The following is an 18,499-nucleotide window of genomic DNA, read 5'->3' on the forward strand; positions in this document are numbered from 1 at the left end:
TTTCAAGGAAAGCATCCCATGGCGTCACATGGACTGATTCTGGCCCTCGGCCTGCTGGTGGGATTGAGCGTGACCGTTCACGCCGAGCCGTTGGATGAACCGCTCAAACCGCTGCCCCCCATTCCGACCCTGGACCCCAAGCGCGTCCAGTTGGGCCTGCGGCTTTTCAACGACCCGCGGCTGTCGGTCAACAACACCCTGTCCTGTGCCAGTTGCCATCGCCTGGACAAGGGTGGCGCCGACGAAAAACGGTTTTCCCTGGGCTTCGACGGTAAACCGGTGGAGTTCAATACACCCACGGTGTTCAACGCCAGCCTGAACTTCCATCAGTTCTGGGACGGCCGCGTCGACACCCTGGAAGAACAGGTGCACATCGTCGTGACCAGCCCGGCGGAAATGGGCAGTACCTGGGAAACGGTGCTCAAGCGCATCGGCCAGGACCCGGACTACGCTCGGGGTTTTGACGATGCCTACCCCGACGGCGTGACCCAGGCCAACATCCAGAGTGCCCTGGCCGACTATGAACGCACCCTGCTGACCCCAAATTCACGTTTCGACCAGTACCTGCTGGGCAACACTGACATCCTCACGCCCCGGGAAAAGTTCGGTTACCAGCGCTTCAAGGAATACGGCTGCATCGCCTGCCACCAGGGCGTGAACATCGGCGGCAACATGTTCCAGAAATTCGGCGTGATGGGCGACTACATCCAGGACCGGGGCAACCCTACCCGCGCCGACGACGGCCGCTTCAATGTCACTGGCGACGAGGCTGACCGCCAGGTTTTCAAGGTGCCGAGTCTGCGTAACGTCGCCATCACCGCCCCGTACTTTCACGCAGGGTCAGCGCCTACCCTGGAGAACGCGGTGGAAGTGATGTTCAAGTACCAGTTGGGCCGTGAACCCTTGAAGAACGACACGGAACTGATCGTCGAATTCCTCAAGACCCTCACCGGCGAATGGGAGGGCAAGCCGCTATGACCGCCCTGCGTCGCCTCGGTCTGGCATTCGTCGGCCTCTTGCTGGCGTCAGTCCTGCTGTTTATGTACATCCAGTCGAGTGCACAGCAGGCCGCCTCGTACATTGAATCTCGGGACCTGATCCGCCTGCTCAAACAGCAGGACGCCATCTGGGACAACGAAGTCCTTAAATCCCGGATGGCTTTGAGCCAAAACTATGACCCCCTGGTCTCGCCCCTCAATGAGATGGCGCGTCTGTGGCAGCGCCTCGACGCCATCGAATCGGAACCGGCTCGCCACGCACCGTCAAGCTGGGAACAGGAGCGCGACGAATACCTCAAGGCGGTGAAGGAGAAAACCCGTCTGGTGGAAAGATTCAAATCCCACAATGCGGTATTGCGCAACTCCCTCGCCTTCCTGCCCACCGCCGAAGATGACATCCAGGCCCAGTTCGGCGAACTTGCGGACGCCGACAAACTGCAGCTGCAAAACGTTGCCATCGACACCTACGATCTGTTGCTCAGCGCCATGGAGTTCGCTCATCTGACCACCCGTGAGCAAGCCGCCGAAGTGCTGCTAGGCCTGAACCGGCTGGACGTCAACAAGGAGCGCCTGCCGGAAGGTCTGCAAAAATCCGTCGATATCCTGAGCAGGCACATCGCGCTGATCTTGCGCGAACAACCCAGGGTCAATGACCTCTTGCAGGGAATCGAAGCCGTTCCCGTGGCCGGCCGGTTGGACACCATCACCAGCCTGCTGGACAAAGACCAGGAGAAAGCTGCCGCCAGGCATCAGCGCAACCATATTCTTCTGTTGGTTTTCGCCACGTTCCTGGTGTTGATCCTGATCGGGCTGGCCATCCGGTTGATGCGCAGCTTCGCCGAAACCAAACGGGCCAACAACGCCCTGCAAACCGCCAACGACGAGTTGGAGGTACGGGTCGAAGAGCGCACCCGCCAACTCAAGGACACCCAGAGCGAACTGATGGACACCGCCCGTCAGGCCGGCATGGCGGAAATCGCCACCAACGTGCTGCACAACGTTGGCAACGTGCTCAACAGTGTGAACATCTCCGCCGACCTGATCAGCCGTAAACTGCGCAGCAGCAAGGCCCTGGGGCTGGGCAAGGCGATGCAACTGATCAATGAACACCCCCACGACCTGGGGCACTTCCTTACCGAAGACGAAAAAGGCAAGCTGTTGCCCGGCTATCTGAACCAGTTGGTGGAGGCCATCGCGGTCGAACAGCAAGGCCTTACCGACGAGTTGGCCCAGTTGAGCAAGAGCGTGGATCACATCAAGGATATTGTCTCCACCCAGCAATCCTATGCCGGCGCCAACAGCCTGGTGGAGCCTTTGGTGGTCAGCGAACTGCTCGAAGACGCCCTGCGCATGAACTCCGGCGCCCTGACCCGACACCACGTGACGGTGCTCAAGGAATACGGCGACGTGCCGCGGATCCTGGGCGACAAACACCGCTTGCTGCTGATTCTGATCAACCTGATCAGCAACGCCAAATACGCCATGGCGGGGGTTTCCAACCACGCACGGAACATGACCCTCAAGGCCACGGTGATCAATGACGATACCCTGCAGATCAGTGTCAAGGATGAAGGCGAAGGCATCCCGGCGGAAAACATGACGCGTATCTTCGCCCATGGTTTTACCACCCGTAAGGAAGGCCACGGGTTCGGTTTGCACAGTTGCGCGCTCGCGGCCATTGAGATGAACGGCCACCTCACCGCTCACAGTGAGGGACCAGGCACAGGAGCAACGTTCGTGTTGCAACTGCCCTTGAAACTCGCAGAAGGTGAGCATGAATAATCTGAGCAACCGCCGCATCCTGTTGATCGACGATACACCGGCCATCCATGACGATTTCCGCAAAATCCTCACGCCGGAGGATCAGGTCAATGTCGATCTACTGGACATGGAAAACGCCTTGTTCGGCGACGCACCGAAACCGGCCGGCACCGTATTCGAACTCGACTCGGCCTACGGCGGCCAGGAAGGTCTGAACAAACTGCTGCAAGCGCTGGCAACGGAGCACCCTTATGCATTGGCCTTTGTCGACATGCGCATGCCCGAGGGCTGGGATGGCGCCAAAACCATCGAGGAACTCTGGAAGCACGACCCACTGTTGCAAGTGGTGGTCTGCACCGCCTACTCGGACTATTCCTGGGACGAACTGCTGGACCGCCTCAATGGCCATGACCGGTTGCTGATTCTGAAGAAACCCTTCGACAACATCGAAGTCCAGCAAATGGCCAACACCCTGACCACCAAGTGGGAAATGACTTCCCGCGCGCAATTGCAGATGAGCAAACTCGAGGAGCTGGTGGAGCAGCGGACCCAGGCGTTCAAACAGGCCAGTTCTTTGCTGCAGATGGAAATCGACGAACGCAAGATGCTGGAAAGCCAGTTGGTCCAGTCGGAAAAACTCGCCTCGCTGGGCCAGTTGGCCGCCGGGGTCGCTCACGAAATCAACAACCCGATCGGTTTCATTTCTTCCAATCTGGGGGCCCTGGATGGCTACTTTGGCAAACTCCAGGAGATGCTCCAGGCCTATGACAGTGCCGAGCAAGCCATTTCTTCGCCGGAACTGGTAGTGAATCTGAGAAAGCTGCGCGAGCAGGTGGAGCTGGACTTCCTCGTCGAGGACATTCCACTGCTGATCAAAGAGTCCAAGGACGGCATCAGCCGGGTCGGGCAGATCGTCAAGGACCTCAAGGACTTCTCCCGCGTCGACTCCAACCAGGAATGGCAGATGGCCAACTTGCAACAAGGCCTGGATTCGACGCTGAACATCGTCGCCAATGAAATCAAGTACAAGGCCGACGTGATCAAGCAATACAGCCCGTTGCCGGAAGTCGAATGCCTACCGTCGCAGATCAACCAGGTGATCATGAACCTCATCGTCAACGCCGCCCAGGCCATCGGCCCCGAGCGTGGCACCATCACCTTGCGCAACGGCATTGAAGAAGACACCGTGTGGATCGAAGTCGCCGACAACGGCTCGGGCATGCCGCCTGAGACACTGCAAAAAATCTTCGACCCGTTCTTCACCACCAAACCTGTCGGCCAGGGCACGGGACTGGGACTTTCACTGTCCTACGGCATCGTGAAAAAACACAACGGCGAGATCACAGTGCGCAGCGAGGTCGGGGTGGGAACTACCTTCCGCGTGGAGTTGCCGGTGCGGCAGATGAAACAGGCGAGCTGAACAACTGCGCCGCCTAACAGCAGCGAACAGGCTCTTGTGGCGAGGGGATTTATCCCCTCGCCACAGTTGCCCGCCCTTTCGCTGCCAGCGCAGAATGCCTGCACCGCCCCACCCCATCGCTCACCCGAAGGAAACCGCATGAGCCTGTCTTTACTGAGCCGTTACGCCTTCTTTGCCGGCTGCGTAGTTTTCACCCTCGCCAGCCTACCGTTTCTGCAACACGACTGGCTCTGGCCGATCACGCTGGTGACAGGTCTGTTAAGTCTGCTGGGACTGTTCGACCTGCTGCAGAACCGCCATGCCGTGCGTCGCAACTACCCGATCCTGGGTAATATCCGCTATCTGGTCGAAGGCATCCGCCCGGAAATTCGTCAGTACCTGCTCGAATCCGACAGCGACGCCCTGCCCTTCTCGCGCGCACAGCGTTCCCTGGTGTACTCCCGGGCCAAGAACGAAAGCGCCGACAAACCGTTCGGCACCCTGATCGATGTTTATCAGACCGGTTTCGAATTCATCGGCCATTCCATGCGCCCGGCTCCGTTAAGCGACCCCAGCGGTTTTCGCGTGACGGTCGGCGGACCGCAATGCACCCAACCGTATTCAGCGTCGGTGTTCAACATCTCCGCCATGAGCTTCGGTTCCCTGAGCGCCAACGCCATTCGGGCGTTGAACCAGGGCGCCAAGCTCGGCAATTTCGCCCACGACACGGGCGAAGGCAGCATCAGCCCTTATCACCGCGAACACGGCGGCGACCTGACCTGGGAACTGGGCAGCGGCTATTTCGGCTGTCGCACCCGTGAAGGTCGCTTCGACCCGGAGCGCTTCGCCGCCCAAGCGCAGAACCCGCAGGTGCGGATGATTGAAATCAAGATGAGCCAGGGCGCCAAACCAGGCCATGGCGGAATTCTGCCCAAGCACAAGGTCACCCGGGAAATCGCCGAAACCCGTGGCATCCTCATGGGCGAGGACTGCGTTTCACCGTCACGCCACAGTGCTTTCTCCACACCGATCGAACTGATGCAGTTCGTCCAGCAATTGCGCGAACTGTCCGGTGGCAAACCAGTGGGTTTCAAGTTCTGCCTGGGCCACCCCTGGGAGTTCATGGGCATCGCCAAGGCCATGCTGGAAACCGGCATCCTGCCCGACTTCATCGTGGTGGACGGCAAGGAAGGTGGCACGGGTGCAGCGCCAGTGGAATTCACCGACCACATTGGCGTGCCGTTGCGCGAGGGCCTGCTGTTTGTCCACAACACCTTGGTGGGCCTGAACCTGCGGGACAAAATCAAGCTCGGCGCCAGCGGCAAGATCGTCAGCGCCTTCGACATCGCCAGCGTCCTGGCCATCGGTGCCGACTGGGCCAACGCCGCGCGGGGCTTCATGTTCGCCATCGGCTGCATCCAGTCCCAAAGCTGTCATACCAACAAATGCCCTACCGGCGTCGCCACCCAGGACACCCTGCGCCAGCGCGCCCTGGTTGTGCCGGACAAGGCCCAGCGGGTCTACAACTTCCACCGCAACACCCTCAAGGCCCTGGCCGAAATGCTCGCCGCCGCCGGCCTCGAGCATCCTTCACAACTGCAACCCAAACATCTGGTACGGCGCATGTCCGCCACTGAAATCAAGCTATTTTCCCAGTTGCATGTGTTCTTGAAACCGGGGGAATTGCTGACGGGTGAGGTCAATGGGGAGTTTTATTCGCGGATGTGGCAGATGGCGCGGGCGGACAGTTTTGAGCCGCAGGAAGTCGCCGCCGCTTGACGGCAGTGCCATCAGGCATGAGACAGGATCCTCCACGGTACGAGGGGTATCCCCTTGAGAAAAAGTCCCGATCATTCGACCGGGGCTTTTCGTTTTATTGCCGGCAATTTATGAAGCGGTATCCATCGAACCCTGCACATCACCCGTGGGCTGCAACTTGAAGGTATAAAACAACACCGTCAGCAGCACCAGGAACGCCGGGCCCACGTAGAGGGCCACGCGGGTATCGGGGAAGTAGGCCATCAGGCCCACCACCAGCACCAGGAACGCCAGCGCCAAATACGAACTGACCGGGTACAGCCACATGCGGTATTTCAGGGCCGCACGTTCCGAAGCGCTCAGGCTTTTACGGAATTTTAGCTGGGCCAGCAGGATCATCACCCAGGTCCAGATCGCGCCGAAGGTGGCGATGGAGGTCACCCAGACGAAGACTTTTTCCGGCACCAGGTAGTTGAGCAGCACGCCCAGCAGCAGCGCGGCGATGGACAGCAGCAACGCGCGGCGCGGCACGCCGTTGGCCGAGGTGGTGGCGAAACCAGCCGGGGCCTGGCCGTTCTGCGCCAGGCTGTAGAGCATCCGCCCGGTGCTGAAGATCCCGCCGTTGCAGGACGACAGCGCCGCAGTGATCACCACGAAGTTGATGATGCCGGCGGCGGTCTTGATACCCAGGCGCTCGAAGGTCATCACGAACGGGCTGCCCTGGGTGCCGATCTCGTTCCAGGGGTAGATCGACAGGATCACAAACAGAGCACCGACGTAGAACAGCAGGATCCGCCAGAACACCGAACCGATGGCGTTGGGGATGGTTTTCTGCGGGTTCTTCGCCTCACCGGCGGTCAGGCCGATCATTTCCACACCCAGGTAGGCGAACATCACCATTTGCAGGGACATCAACACACCCTGCACGCCGTTGGGCATGAAACCGCCGTGCGTCCAGAGATTGGAAATACCCAGGGCCACGCCGTCGTTGCCGAACCCGAAAGCGATGATGCCCACGCCGCCGATGACCATGGCGATGATGGTGACGATCTTGATCAAGGCGAACCAGAACTCGAATTCGCCGAAGGCCTTGACCGCGATCAGATTGATCGAGCCCATGCTGATCAGTGCCGCCAGGGCCCAGATCCAGCGGGGCACGTCGGGGAACCAGATGCCCATGTACACCGCCACCGCGGTGATTTCCGCCACGCAGGTAACCAGCCACAGGAACCAGTAGTTCCAGCCGGTCAGGAATCCCGCCAGCGGCCCGAGGTAGTCCTGGGCATAACGACTGAACGAGCCGGCCACCGGGTTGTGCACGGCCATCTCACCGAGCGCACGCATGATCACCAGGATCGCCAGGCCACCAATGATGTAGGACAGCATGATTGCCGGACCGGCCATTTCGATGGCCTTGGCCGAGCCGAGGAACAGCCCGACACCGATGCAAGCGCCGAGCGCCATCAGGCGGATATGCCGCTCGCCGAGTTCACGTTTGAGCGGACCACCCTGAGCGGTCTCGCCATGGGGCAGATGATTGCCGACAGGCATAGGGATACAACCTCGTTTTGTTATTGGATTGACCACCGAGTCTCCAAAGCCGCAAGCCGATAGGCCTGCCACCTTGCCGAAACCGGGTCTGTTTTGTGGATAGACCGTCCTGTAGAACAAAAGCCGCAGGATCAGCGGGTCGTGCAGTATAAAAAGCCAGAGGCAGAGAGTTTCACTGTAAAACCAGGGAAAATCAGGGATAAACCTCATCCCTATACCCATCTATGGAGACGTATTGCCTGGGATTACAGTCAATTCGTAAAACGGCGCCGAGTATTGCACAGCGATGGTGCAGCGTCATGCCCGGGGACATGCCGATGGCTCTAGCGCAGAGTTCTTGGGCTGAACAGCCCCTGTGGCGAGGGAGCTTGCTCCCGCTGGGTGGCGCAGCCGCCCCCGGTTTTTTCAACCTGGGAATACTGCTCAGCCATGCATCAGTTGCGTCTGCTGCGCAGCCGAGCGGGAGCAAGCTCCCTCGCCACAAGAGCAACCAAAGCAACCAAAGCGACTAGAGCCATTTCGCGTCCCAGAGCGGGTAATCACCAATGCGATCCACCAGCCCTGCGCGAAGCGGATTGGCGATGATGTACCGAGCGAAGGGCCGCAGCTCCTGGTTGTCGCGGATCGCACGATCGTGGAAACCGCTTTGCCAGAAGGCACCTTTTCTATTCATTGCTCGATTGATCGCCAGGGTGCTGCGAGATTTGACGGCTTGCATGACCTGAGTGAGTTGGGCTTGCTCCAGTTGCACCAGCCAATGCAGATGGTCCGGCATGACAACCCAGGCCAGCGAATTAACCTGGCCTCGTTCATGAGCCCGGCGCAGTTCTGCAACCAGCAAGCGTCCCAATCGCCAGTCCTTGAAGAGCGGCATGCGTTGGTGAACGACCGTAGTGACGAGGTAGCCTCGCCCCCGTTCCGAAGAGCGTCCGCGACGCAATTGATGAGAGTTTGGGCGTGGTGGATACATTCCTTGGCTTCCTGTCGTTGGGGTATCAACTTACGGTAGCCCCGCCCGGTCTGACCCGAGACTTTGATGTTTGAACGACGTTTCCGATAGCAACGTAGTACCCGTGGCGAGGGAGCTTGCTCCCGCTGGGTGGCGCAGCCGCCCCCGGCCTTTTCAACCTTGGAATACTGCTCAGCCATGCATCAGTTGCGTCTGCTGCGCAGCCGAGCGGGAGCAAGCTCCCTCGCCACAAAAGCCCCTCAGCCATAGAGAACAACAACCGTCTTATACATACGGTGTCCACAATTTCCCCGCCGCCCGCGCCGCCACCGTCTAAGCTTCAAACAAGTCCCGATCAATGCGTGAATGGATCAGTCGACTATGGGCGCGTTATGGCAAACCGATTCGAGTAAACCTGTGGGCCCGACTGAACGTATGGAAGAAGCACCTTTACCCCAAAAAAAACGCCGCGCAGGGCATGGCTGGCGAGCGTTCTGGTTGTTGCTGTTGATTATCGTGGTGGTGGTCGGCCTGGCGGTGGCCAAGGAAATGCGCACGTCCAGGTTTCAAGCCCAGGAGCTAAGCCGGTACGCCGCGTCTTTGACCTATTCGGTGCAACCGGGGCCCAGCGACGCCATCGTCTACCCTGGCGCAGGTCCGTTCGACCGGCGGTTGGGTTACAGCTCGCTGGATGAATTCCTGCCGCGGTTGCTCAAGCGCGATTATGTGATCCAGGCCCAGGCACGTTTCTCCCCGGCCTTGATGAATTACGTCGATAAGGGCCTGTTTGTCCCTTATGCGGAAAAGATCCAGGCCGGCCTGACGATCACCGATTGCCGCGTCGCGCCGCTGTACCAGTTCAAGTACCCGCAGCAACTGTACGCCAGCTTCGAGGCAATCCCCCCCGTGGTGGTGCAAAGCCTGTTGTTCATCGAGAACCGCTTTTTACTCGACCCCAAGCACCCCCAGGCCAACCCGGCGGTGGACTGGCCGCGCTTCGGCATGGCGGCGTGGTCGCAAGTCGCCAAGCTCCTGAGTCTGCCTGGGCAGTCCGCCGGGGGCAGTACACTGGCGACGCAGCTGGAAAAGTACCGCCACTCCGCCGACGGCCTCACCGGGTCGGGGGCGGAGAAAATCCGCCAGATGATTTCCGCCAGTGTGCGGGCCTATCAGGCAGGCCCACAGACCCTTGAGGCCCGGCAGAAAATCATCCGTGATTACCTCAACAGCGTGCCGCTCTCCGCCGTGCCGGGGCATGGCGAAGTCCACGGCATGGCCGAAGGTTTGCGGGTCTGGTACGGCGCCGATTTCAAGCGTGCCAACGAACGCTTGTCCAGCACCGCGACAGACCCCGCCAGCCTCGCGGAAAAAGGCCTGGCCCTGCGGGAAATGCTGTCGTTGATGATCGCCCAGCGCCGCCCCTCCTATTACCTGTCCAAAGGCCGGGACGAACTGGCGCGCCTGACCGACAGCCACGTCCGGCTGCTGGCCCAGAACGGCGTGATCGACGCCTCCTTGGCCGAAGCGACCCTGGCAAGCAAGGTCAGTTATCGCGACTGGGTGCAGCAACCCACCATTCAGCCCAACGAAATCAACAAGGGCATCAGCGCCGCCCGCAGTCGTCTGGCCACGCTGCTCAACCGCTCGTTCTACGACCTCGATCGCCTGGACCTCTCCGCCACCAGCACCTTGCAAAACGACTTGCAGACCCAGGCCACCGATTACCTCAAGCGCTTGGCGGACCCGGCGTTCGCTGCCGAAATCGGCCTGATGGGCGAACGTCTTCTGACGCCTACCAGCACCGCCCAGGTGCGCTACAGCTTCACCCTGCTGGAACTGACCCCGGACGGCTCGCGCGTGCGCGTGCAAACCGACAGCACCGACCAACCCTTTGATATCAACGAAGGCAGCAAACTGGAACTGGGCTCCACCGCCAAGTTACGGGTGCTCACCACCTACCTGCAGATCATCGCCGAACTGCACGAACGTTATGCCCACGAAACCCCGGCAACATTGAAAAAAGCCGAGATCGCCGACCAGGACCGCCTCTCCCGTTGGGCCGTCGACTACCTGATCCAACACAGCGATCGCAACCTGCCGACGATGCTTGAGGCAGCGCTGGATCGTACCTATTCAGCCAGCCCCGGCGAGGCGTTTTTCACCGGCGGCGGGCTGCACACCTTCAATAATTTCCGTAAGGAAGATAACGGCCGTAATCCCACCTTGCGCGACGCCCTGCGCGAGTCGATCAACCTGCCATTCATTCGCCTGATGCGTGACCTGGTGCGCTACGCCACGTACGCGGGTCCCGACAACAGTTCGGAGCTGCTCAAGGACGACAAGAATCCGCGCCGCCAGGAGTACCTGGCCCAGTTTGCCGACCGCGAAGGCACCACCTTCCTGCTCAAGTTCTGGAAGAAGTACCAGAAAAAGGACACGGGCCAGCGTCTCGAAACCTTCCTCGACGGCATGCGCCCCACCGCGATCCGCCTGGCCGCCGTGCACCGCTATTTCTTTCCCGGCGACAGCCAGGAAAGCTTCAACCACTTTGTGCGTTCTCACCTCAAGTCGGCCAAGAGCGCCGAAAAGCTCACCGACGAACGCCTGGAACGGCTCTACAGCAGCTACGGCCCGGGCAACTATGACCTGCCCGACCAGGGCTTTATCGCCAAAGTCCATCCGCTGGACCTGTGGCTGGTGGGTTATCTGCTGAACAATCCTGATGCCAAGTTCAGCCAGATCGTCAAAGCCAGCCGGTTCGAACGCCAAGAGGTCTACAGTTGGCTATTCAAAAGCCGGCACAAGAGCGCCCGCGACAGTCGTATCCGCACCATGCTGGAAGTCGAGGCCTTCCTTGATATCCACCAACGCTGGCAGAAAGTCGGCTACCCGTTCGACCATCTGGTGCCGTCGCTGGCCACCGCCATCGGCAGCTCCGGCGACCGCCCCGCCGCGCTGGCGGAGCTGGTGGGCACCATCCTCAACGACGGCATCCGGCTCCCGGCGCTGCGCGTCGACAGCCTCGACTTCGCCGTCAATACCCCTTATGAGACACGGCTGATCAGCGATCCGGATAACGGCAAACGGGTGATGCCGGTGGAAGTGGCCCGGGCTTTGCGCGGTGCGTTGTCCCAGGTGGTCGATGCCGGCACCGCGAAACGGGTGGCCGGCAGTTTCACCCTGGCCGATGGCACGCCGTTATCGATGGGTGGCAAGACCGGCACCGGCGACAATCGCATCGAAGCCGTTGGCGCCGGCGGGCGGGTCATCAGTTCCAAGTCGATCAACCGCACCGCGACCTTTGTGTTCTACATCGGCGACAGCCATTTCGGCACCCTCACCGCCTATGTGCCGGGGGTTTCGGCGCAGAACTTCAAATTCACCTCGGCCTTGCCGGTGCAGGTGCTCAAGGGTATGGCGCCGTTCCTCTCGCCGTACTTGCAACCGGGTAGCCATACCCAGTGCCAGCCGTTGGTGGCGCGCCATTGACTCAATCCAACCCCTTAGGAGCGATGGTGGACCGCTAGACCTCCGAATCCCAGATCACCGTCACATTGCCTATGTAACTCTTGGCATCGCCGGCCAGCATTTCCTCGACCTGGTTGCGGGTGACTTCAAAGTGCATCGTTCCCGACCGACGCTCGATGTAATGCCCCGGCTGGAACAACTCGGTGCCGCTTCCATCGAGATAGAGCCGACGGCGGTTGACCGGTTGGCCACCAGCGTCGGTCAGGCCATTGGGCAGGGTCACACTGATATTCACCGGCACCATCTGGCCGGAGCTGGGTGCCCAGAGCAGGCAGGTGTTATCACTCGAACCGGCGAACTGGCATTGCAGGCCCATCTTGAAACGCGACGAGGCTGAGATGTGGAAGGTCTGGTCACGAAACAACCGCGTCGGTTTTTGCCCCTGGCTCAACCAGGCCTGCCAACCGCCCTGAGGTTCGAGCACGACCTTGTTGCCGCCAGGAGGCACTTCGACCTTGAGGGTGTGTTCGACATCCAGTTTGAAATTGAACGCGATTATTGAATCATTCGGGATCATCACATCGCCCATATCGAAGTCCTGCCCCGGACCAACGCTATAAGTCAGCGAGCCCGTGTATTGACCGGTCGACATGGTCAAGGGATTGGGGGTACGCAATTCGTAGGCAAAATCCAGATAACGGTAAGTCATACTGGGGATCAAGTAACGAGCCCTTTTGGCGCACACACCTTCTACCGGGGTGGTCCAGAAAAAACCGTACCAATTGACGTTATAAGGTGCATTACCGCCGAATCGACATGGCGAGGGCGCACTGACCCAGCTAGAACCCCATAACAGGTTATGAGCCTTTAAAGCGTCAACACCTCCACCGACCAAGTCGGCTGCGTTAACAGGAAGTCGGTATTCCGAACCTATGCCGGACAAACGTATTTCAACGACTTCAGTTTCACCCGTACTTGCATGGGTTACTTGTAGCGAGCGCCAACCGGCAGGCACTTTGAACATCGCACCTTGCCGAGCGTCCCCATGATTCGCTTCGATAGGAAGGGTCGAACTGAAAGTGATAGGCAAGCGAATGCTGAACATCGTCTTGCATTGATTTGGAAATGACGCGCAGTAACCCGTGGTCGGAGTGGTATTGCGAAATTTATTCTCTTGAGGCTTAGCAGGGTCTGGCCTGAATACGGCACTGATTTCCCGGGTCAGCGCATTGGCCGTCGGAACGCCTGTCAACAACAAGGCAAAAACCGCGACTGCGCGGCACAACGAAACACCGCGCCCGAAGATGTTTGAACGACTCATTTTCACTCCAATAAAACTGCAACGAGCAAGCCCGCTCCCACAGGGGATCACCTAAACCTCTGAATCCCAGATCACCGTCACATTGCCTATGTAACTCTTGGCTTCCCCAGCTAGCATTTCCTCAACCTGATTGCGGCCGACTTCGAAATGCAGGGTGCCCGGCTTGCGGTCGATGTAGTGCCCCGGCTGGAACAGTTCGGTGCCGCTGCCGTCGAGGTAGAGCCGACGGCGGTTGACCGGTTGGCCGGCGGCGTCAGTCAAGCCGTTGGGCAGGGTCACGCTGACATTCACCGGCACCAGAAGGCCGGAGCTGGGTGCCCAGAGCAGGCAGGTGTTATCGCTCGTATCGGCGAATTGGCATTGCATACGCATCTTGAACCGCGATGAAGCCCAGATATGGAAGGTCTGGTCACGAAACAACCGCGTCGGTTTTTGCCCCTGGCTCAACCAGGCCTGCCAACCGCCCTGAGGTTCGAGCACGACCTTGTTGCCGCCAGGAGGAACTTCGACCTTGAGCGTGTGTTGGACTTCGAGATTGAAATTGAGCGCAATCACCGAATCGTTCGGGATCATCACGTCACCCATGTCGAAGTCCTGGCCCGGCCCGACGCTGTAGCTCAACGTCCCAGTGTAATGACCGGCCGACATCTTCAAGGGGTTGGGGGTGCGCAGTTCGTAGGCAAAATCCAGATAGGTGTAGCGCATATCGGGCACCAGGTATTTTGCCTGTTTGGCGCAGGCGCTTTCTTGCGGCGTTTTCCAAAAAAATGCGTACGTGAGCGTGTTGTAGGTCGCAACACCACTGTAGCGGCACGGCGAAGGCGCATACACCCAACTGCCGCCCCATAGCCTGTAATGGGCCGTCTTGAGATCCTCCCCCCCTCCCACCAGCTCGACAGGACTCACGCTGAGGCGATATTGCGAACCGATACCGGATACGCGCACTTCAACCTCTTCACTTTCGCCGGTGCTTGAATTGAAGACGGTTGCCGGACGCCAGTTGGCGGGCACCTTGAACATGGCGCCTTGCCGATTACTGGGGTGGTTGGCCTGAATAGGCGCGGACGAATCAAAGGTAATGGGCATCCGGATACTGAACATGCCCGTGATTTCACATTCCCTGGGGTGCTGGGAACAATACCCACTCACCGGTGTGGTATTGGTGAACTTGTTCTCCATGGGCTTCGCCGGATCAGGCCGGAAACGCGCACTGATCTCCTGGGTCAATGCATTGGCCGTCGGCATGCCTATACACAACAAGACAAAAGCCGTGGCAACGCGGCACAGCGAAACACCGCGCCCGAAGATGTTTGAACGACTCATTTCGACTTACTCCAATAAACCGCAATTGCCCTACGGCGCAATGGCATCGAACACCATGTGCACGGTGCCGAAATAATCCCCAGGCGCATACTCCTCCTCGGTCTTGACGGCGATGATTTCCAGCCCCACACGCCGACCGGGCCGGGCTTCGGCGGCCGAGACCACCTGGGCCGAATCCAGGGTCAGTTGGACGTTGTTGAACGTCACCTGCAGGTCGATGCGCTCACGGCCATTGGACAGGTAAGCCTCTTGCCCCAGACGGGCGCCAATGGCCCCGTTGATGTTCTTCACTTCGTAATTGGCCCGCAGCGGCAAGAGCCCGGAGGTCAGGGTGCTGAACAGCATCGGCTGTTCACGCTCGACCAGTTGCGGGTCGACCGGCAGCACGTGGAAGTCGATCGTCGGGATAGTGACGAAGAGTTCGAACGTTTCCCGCTCCAGCGCTGCCCACGCGGGCAAACCCGGCAGCGTCAAGGCGGTGAACAGGAGAGTACGTAACAGCGTCTTGAACATGATGATTACCTGTGGCGCCAACGGCGGTTCAGTGACGGCATACCGTCAGCCTTTGATCTCAATGGCTTTTTCCTCGCGACCTTCGATCAGGCTGAAGCGGTACTCACGCCCAGGCTCCTTGTCGAACGAAAAGGTGCGACCGGCCATGACGTGGTGCTTGGTGGTCGGCCGGCAATCGTTGTCTTTTTGCGCAGCGCAATCCTTGAACTCATCAATCACCACCACGCTGTTGCCGTTGTTGCGCACCAGATAGCGATCGGCACTGTCATCGATGGCCGTCTCGAAACGGGTCTCCTTGGGCCTGACAAAAAACACCGTGCCGAAGCCGGCCAGCACTTTCACCCCGGCGGCGATCCGTTCCTTCTTGTATTGCTCGCGTTCCTCGGCGCTGACGGCGAACTCGTCCTCGGCCTCCGGCACCACCGGGACGAAGCGAACCCGGAAGTACCGCTCCTTGCTGCGGTCGCCCATGAACAGCAGACGCGTGCCCTGCATGCCGTTGGCCGGCACGATCAGGCGTGCCGGGCTCGCCATCAGACCATTTCTGGCGAGTACGCCGTCCTGATCCTGTAGCGGCACCTCCAGGTAGCTGCCGTCGTCGCTGTAAAGAATCTCGAGGATGTCGACCTTGACGAATGCGGTGGACGTTCCGCCGTTGAAGATCCGTTTCATGTAGGTGCTCTTGTCGCCTTCGAGATAGTCGTAGACCACCCCGACATTAATCTGCGGCCCGGCCTGGGCCATCAGCGAAAACAGCGACAAACCACACAGAACCAATAAGCGCTTCATTACCAAAACCTCATGAATGGAAGGCGGCCGATGGCGACCGTTTCACGGAACACTGCTTGCAATGTTGAAGGGCGCACCACGCTGGCCGGCGCGCCAGGATCAAGTTCAACCCGCCGTCTCGATCGAGTTGTTGCTGTCGGCCAGGGTGTCTGGCGTGCAGCGCAAATCACCGATCATCAACACATCGCCCTCGCTGTTGGCGTTATCCGGGTCGAGGCGGAACTGGCAAAGCAAGTCATTGCCATAGCGCACTTCAAGCGTCGGGGAGCTGGCGTTCATCTCCATGGAGAAGAAACCGTCCACCTCGCTGACTCCACGGCTGGCGTGGTTGATCACGTGATGGCCCTTGAGCGGCTGGCCCTGCGCGTCCAGCAGACGACCGAGCACGGTCACGCTTCTCATCACGCTGACTTTGCGGTAGTCCACGCCCCCTTTGTTCAAGTGATAGCGGCTGCGTGAAGGCTCTATGTTGGCCGCCGGTGGATGCACGCCGTCGAAGTCGAAGGTCAACAGGCTGTTCTGATAGGCGGTGATGGGCACGAAGTTGCGGCCGGGACGCAAGGTGGTGGTGCCACCCGTCAGGTCGTCGGCGAGCAGGACGATGTCGTCCAGGTCGGTTTCCACATCCACGATCATGCCCGCGCCGCCACTCTGGGGCAGGCCGGTGAAGGCGACTTTCTGGCCACCCACGGCCACCGTGCTGCTGAGGTTCAAGCCACCGGTGAGGTTGTTGTTGTAGGAAGAGCGCTGGATGAAACCGTCGCCGTACACCGTATCGGTGTCGAAACTGGCGAGGCCGGACAGGCCCACGCCATAGGTATCGGCCAGTACCGTGGCGGACACGCTTTGCAGCACGTGATCCTGCAGGTCCCGGCGATAGCTCAGCGACCCATTGTTGTCCCGCGTTCCGTCACGGGATGTGCGGGTGCCGATACTGCCCGACCAATACTCGCCCGGCCCGCCCAAGGCCACGCTGACGCTCAGGTCCACGCCGCGATTTCGTCGATCGGCGGTACTGGAGGTGCCCGGACGGTCGAACACCGACCACCGCCAGTTGGCATCGCTGCCGCCAAGCTTGCCACGCTGGGTCCATCCCAGGTCCACACCGGCGCCCTCGACATTGCCTTCGCTGTAGAACAGCCGCCCGTTGATCGACGACTTGTTGCTCAGTCGATGGGAGACCGACAGCGACGAATTGCTGGTCTGGCCGACGAACACGTCGCGCTGGCGGATACGGGTGCCGTCAGGCAGGGTTTCGTAAGTGTTGCGCGTGTCCAGCCAACTGCGATTATGGCTGGCCACCACACTGCCCAGACCGTAGCTGTACAGCGCCTGCAGGTCCATGCCAGTGCCGTATTGCTCGGTCTGGTAAACGTTGGCAAAGAAGCTGGTGTTGGCGGGCAGCGTCCAGTCCACCGAGGTGCCGTACTGCAGCTTGTCCTGCACCTGGCGCGTGGAAAGCCCCAACACCACTCGCGGGTGCAGCAAGTAATTGAGACCGACCCCGGCAGTCGTGAAGCCCGAGGGTTGATCATCCCAATTGCTCAGCAGTTTGGTTTCGCGGCCGGCAAACAGGTTGTAGCGCCAGCGATCATCGGCACTGCGCCAGTTGTTGGGCTTGTAGACCAGCTCCTGGGACGTGGCGGTGGTCTGCCCGTCTTCGATCAGCCGCACTTCCACTTCATAGATGCCGCCGGGCAATGGCCGGGTATCCAGGCTCTGCAAGCCGGCGCTGACGGCCTGGGTATTGAGCAACAGGCCGTTGCGGTAGATCTCCACCGCCGCCTGACGACTGGCGGTGACATAAATGGGGTACACGCTGGGCTTGGGATTATTGATCACCAGGCTGTCGGAACTGCCGTACATGACCCCCAGCGCGGTATCCGGGTTGGCCCCGAACGAACGGATCTGACGGTTCAAACCATCGGAGCCCGGCATGAAATAACCCAGGCGCAAAAAACTGTCTTGCATCTCGCGCTGGGTGTGCAGCTCATGAACGGCGTGGTAGAGCTTATCGTCCGGCCCGCCCAGGCGCGACAGCTGCAGATCGAACGACTGGGTCCAGTTGCCCACGCTGGAACTGGCATTGAGGCCATAACGCCCGCCCGTATCCTGCTCCTGACCACCGTTGAGATTGAGTTGGTTATTGACGATCAAGCCCAGGCTGCCCCCCTGTGGCTGATCGTAATAACGTTTCTCCACGCTGCCGCGCTCCACTTTTTCAGTGAGGATCGACACCAGTGAATGTTCAAGGCTGTAATGCACCGCCAGCAGCCCCGCCGTGCATTTGGCTTCGCAGGCACCCAAGGCGCGCCCCTGTTTGAGCAGTTGCTCCCATTGCCCGCGCTCGACGGGCGGGATCGGGCTGTCCTGGGTGTCGGTGAATTCGAGCAAGGTAATACGATCATCGCGTGTCAACACCACCATGGCTTCGCCGAGGTACTGTTGATCGAGTTCCATACGAACCGCCAGAGGCACATCGAAAAAGTGGGCTTCAAACTCCTCCGGCAGCCCCTTGGCCTGGGACAACAGACTTCTGGGCGTCGTACCCGGGGCGGTCGGCGCAGCCAATGCACTGGCGCACAACAACAGCGCCAGCGCACCCACGATGGGTGTCATCGCAAACATCAATGGATTCTCATATCAGCAAACTATCGGGACGTTCCAGG

12 protein-coding genes are annotated in these 18,499 nt (G+C 59.9%); 5 read left to right on the plus strand and 7 right to left on the minus strand.

The genetic code is table 11. The features are described from left to right. Nucleotides 1-18 precede the first annotated feature (18 nt). The 4 genes from T3A99_RS08050 (at nt 19) to T3A99_RS08065 (ending at nt 5,937) form a co-directional block, all read left to right on the plus strand. The gene (locus tag T3A99_RS08050; RefSeq protein WP_274089966.1) at nt 19-978 is read left to right on the plus strand and encodes a cytochrome-c peroxidase; all 960 of its coding nucleotides are present in this window, start codon (nt 19-21) and stop codon (nt 976-978) included. Further along, on the plus strand, nt 975-2,780 hold the full coding sequence (locus T3A99_RS08055) for a DAHL domain-containing protein (protein WP_322834202.1): 1,806 nt from the start codon (nt 975-977) through the stop codon (nt 2,778-2,780). Before T3A99_RS08050 ends, T3A99_RS08055 begins: the two co-directional genes overlap by 4 nt. Further along, entirely contained in the window at nt 2,773-4,179 is a 1,407-nt protein-coding gene (locus T3A99_RS08060) for an ATP-binding protein (RefSeq protein WP_107321936.1), read from the plus strand. Before T3A99_RS08055 ends, T3A99_RS08060 begins: the two co-directional genes overlap by 8 nt. 138 nt (nt 4,180-4,317) lie before the next feature. Continuing rightward, entirely contained in the window at nt 4,318-5,937 is a 1,620-nt protein-coding gene (locus tag T3A99_RS08065) for an FMN-binding glutamate synthase family protein (RefSeq protein WP_047230405.1), read from the plus strand. A 108-nt stretch (nt 5,938-6,045) separates the two neighbouring features. Here the strand turns inward: T3A99_RS08065 and T3A99_RS08070 are convergent, their stop codons facing one another. Next, a complete protein-coding gene (locus tag T3A99_RS08070; protein ID WP_047230406.1) occupies nt 6,046-7,467 on the minus strand; it encodes an amino acid permease in 1,422 nt (473 codons plus the stop codon). Nucleotides 7,468-7,975: 508 nt separating this feature from the next. Beyond that, nucleotides 7,976-8,437 carry an REP-associated tyrosine transposase gene (locus T3A99_RS08075; protein WP_047230585.1) on the minus strand — a complete coding sequence of 154 codons (462 nt, stop codon included), beginning with the start codon at nt 8,435-8,437 and terminating at the stop codon, nt 7,976-7,978. Between the two features lie 360 nt (nt 8,438-8,797). On the opposite strand from T3A99_RS08075, the gene T3A99_RS08080 reads away from it, so the two are divergent. Beyond that, the gene (locus tag T3A99_RS08080) at nt 8,798-11,905 is read left to right on the plus strand and encodes a transglycosylase domain-containing protein (RefSeq protein ID WP_288912309.1); all 3,108 of its coding nucleotides are present in this window, start codon (nt 8,798-8,800) and stop codon (nt 11,903-11,905) included. 34 nt (nt 11,906-11,939) lie between these two features. On the opposite strand, the gene T3A99_RS08085 is transcribed toward T3A99_RS08080, so the two are convergent. The 5 genes from T3A99_RS08085 to T3A99_RS08105 all read right to left on the minus strand — a co-directional run bounded on the left by T3A99_RS08085 (nt 11,940) and on the right by T3A99_RS08105 (nt 18,458). Then, nucleotides 11,940-13,205, minus strand: coding sequence for a hypothetical protein (locus T3A99_RS08085; protein ID WP_223194349.1), 1,266 nt, complete (start codon nt 13,203-13,205; stop codon nt 11,940-11,942). 51 nt (nt 13,206-13,256) lie between these two features. After that, nucleotides 13,257-14,528 carry a hypothetical protein gene (locus T3A99_RS08090; RefSeq protein WP_322834203.1) on the minus strand — a complete coding sequence of 424 codons (1,272 nt, stop codon included), beginning with the start codon at nt 14,526-14,528 and terminating at the stop codon, nt 13,257-13,259. A gap of 30 nt (nt 14,529-14,558) precedes the next feature. After that, nucleotides 14,559-15,041, minus strand: coding sequence for a CS1 type fimbrial major subunit (locus T3A99_RS08095; RefSeq protein ID WP_047228905.1), 483 nt, complete (start codon nt 15,039-15,041; stop codon nt 14,559-14,561). Nucleotides 15,042-15,086: 45 nt separating this feature from the next. After that, nucleotides 15,087-15,830, minus strand: coding sequence for a molecular chaperone (locus tag T3A99_RS08100; protein ID WP_322834204.1), 744 nt, complete (start codon nt 15,828-15,830; stop codon nt 15,087-15,089). Between the two features lie 105 nt (nt 15,831-15,935). Then, on the minus strand, nt 15,936-18,458 hold the full coding sequence (locus tag T3A99_RS08105; RefSeq protein WP_322834205.1) for a TcfC E-set like domain-containing protein: 2,523 nt from the start codon (nt 18,456-18,458) through the stop codon (nt 15,936-15,938). Nucleotides 18,459-18,499: the final 41 nt, after the last annotated feature.

The sequence above is a fragment of the Pseudomonas sp. N-137 genome, assembly GCF_034555295.1.
In the GTDB taxonomy this organism is placed as follows: Bacteria; Pseudomonadota; Gammaproteobacteria; order Pseudomonadales; family Pseudomonadaceae; genus Aquipseudomonas; species Aquipseudomonas rhizophila.

What these genes read in the sequence shown, in the direction of transcription:
- T3A99_RS08065 (WP_047230405.1), top strand. Translation starts at nt 4,318, where the DNA reads ATGAGCCTGTCTTTACTGAGCCGTTACGCCTTCTTTGCCGGCTGCGTA.
- T3A99_RS08105 (WP_322834205.1), bottom strand. Translation starts at nt 18,458, where the DNA reads ATGTTTGCGATGACACCCATCGTGGGTGCGCTGGCGCTGTTGTTGTGC.
- T3A99_RS08075 (WP_047230585.1), bottom strand. Translation starts at nt 8,437, where the DNA reads ATGTATCCACCACGCCCAAACTCTCATCAATTGCGTCGCGGACGCTCT.
- T3A99_RS08100 (WP_322834204.1), bottom strand. Translation starts at nt 15,830, where the DNA reads ATGAAGCGCTTATTGGTTCTGTGTGGTTTGTCGCTGTTTTCGCTGATG.
- T3A99_RS08080 (WP_288912309.1), top strand. Translation starts at nt 8,798, where the DNA reads ATGGGCGCGTTATGGCAAACCGATTCGAGTAAACCTGTGGGCCCGACT.
- T3A99_RS08060 (WP_107321936.1), top strand. Translation starts at nt 2,773, where the DNA reads ATGAATAATCTGAGCAACCGCCGCATCCTGTTGATCGACGATACACCG.
- T3A99_RS08050 (WP_274089966.1), top strand. Translation starts at nt 19, where the DNA reads ATGGCGTCACATGGACTGATTCTGGCCCTCGGCCTGCTGGTGGGATTG.
- T3A99_RS08055 (WP_322834202.1), top strand. Translation starts at nt 975, where the DNA reads ATGACCGCCCTGCGTCGCCTCGGTCTGGCATTCGTCGGCCTCTTGCTG.
- T3A99_RS08070 (WP_047230406.1), bottom strand. Translation starts at nt 7,467, where the DNA reads ATGCCTGTCGGCAATCATCTGCCCCATGGCGAGACCGCTCAGGGTGGT.
- T3A99_RS08095 (WP_047228905.1), bottom strand. Translation starts at nt 15,041, where the DNA reads ATGTTCAAGACGCTGTTACGTACTCTCCTGTTCACCGCCTTGACGCTG.
- T3A99_RS08090 (WP_322834203.1), bottom strand. Translation starts at nt 14,528, where the DNA reads ATGAGTCGTTCAAACATCTTCGGGCGCGGTGTTTCGCTGTGCCGCGTT.
- T3A99_RS08085 (WP_223194349.1), bottom strand. Translation starts at nt 13,205, where the DNA reads ATGAGTCGTTCAAACATCTTCGGGCGCGGTGTTTCGTTGTGCCGCGCA.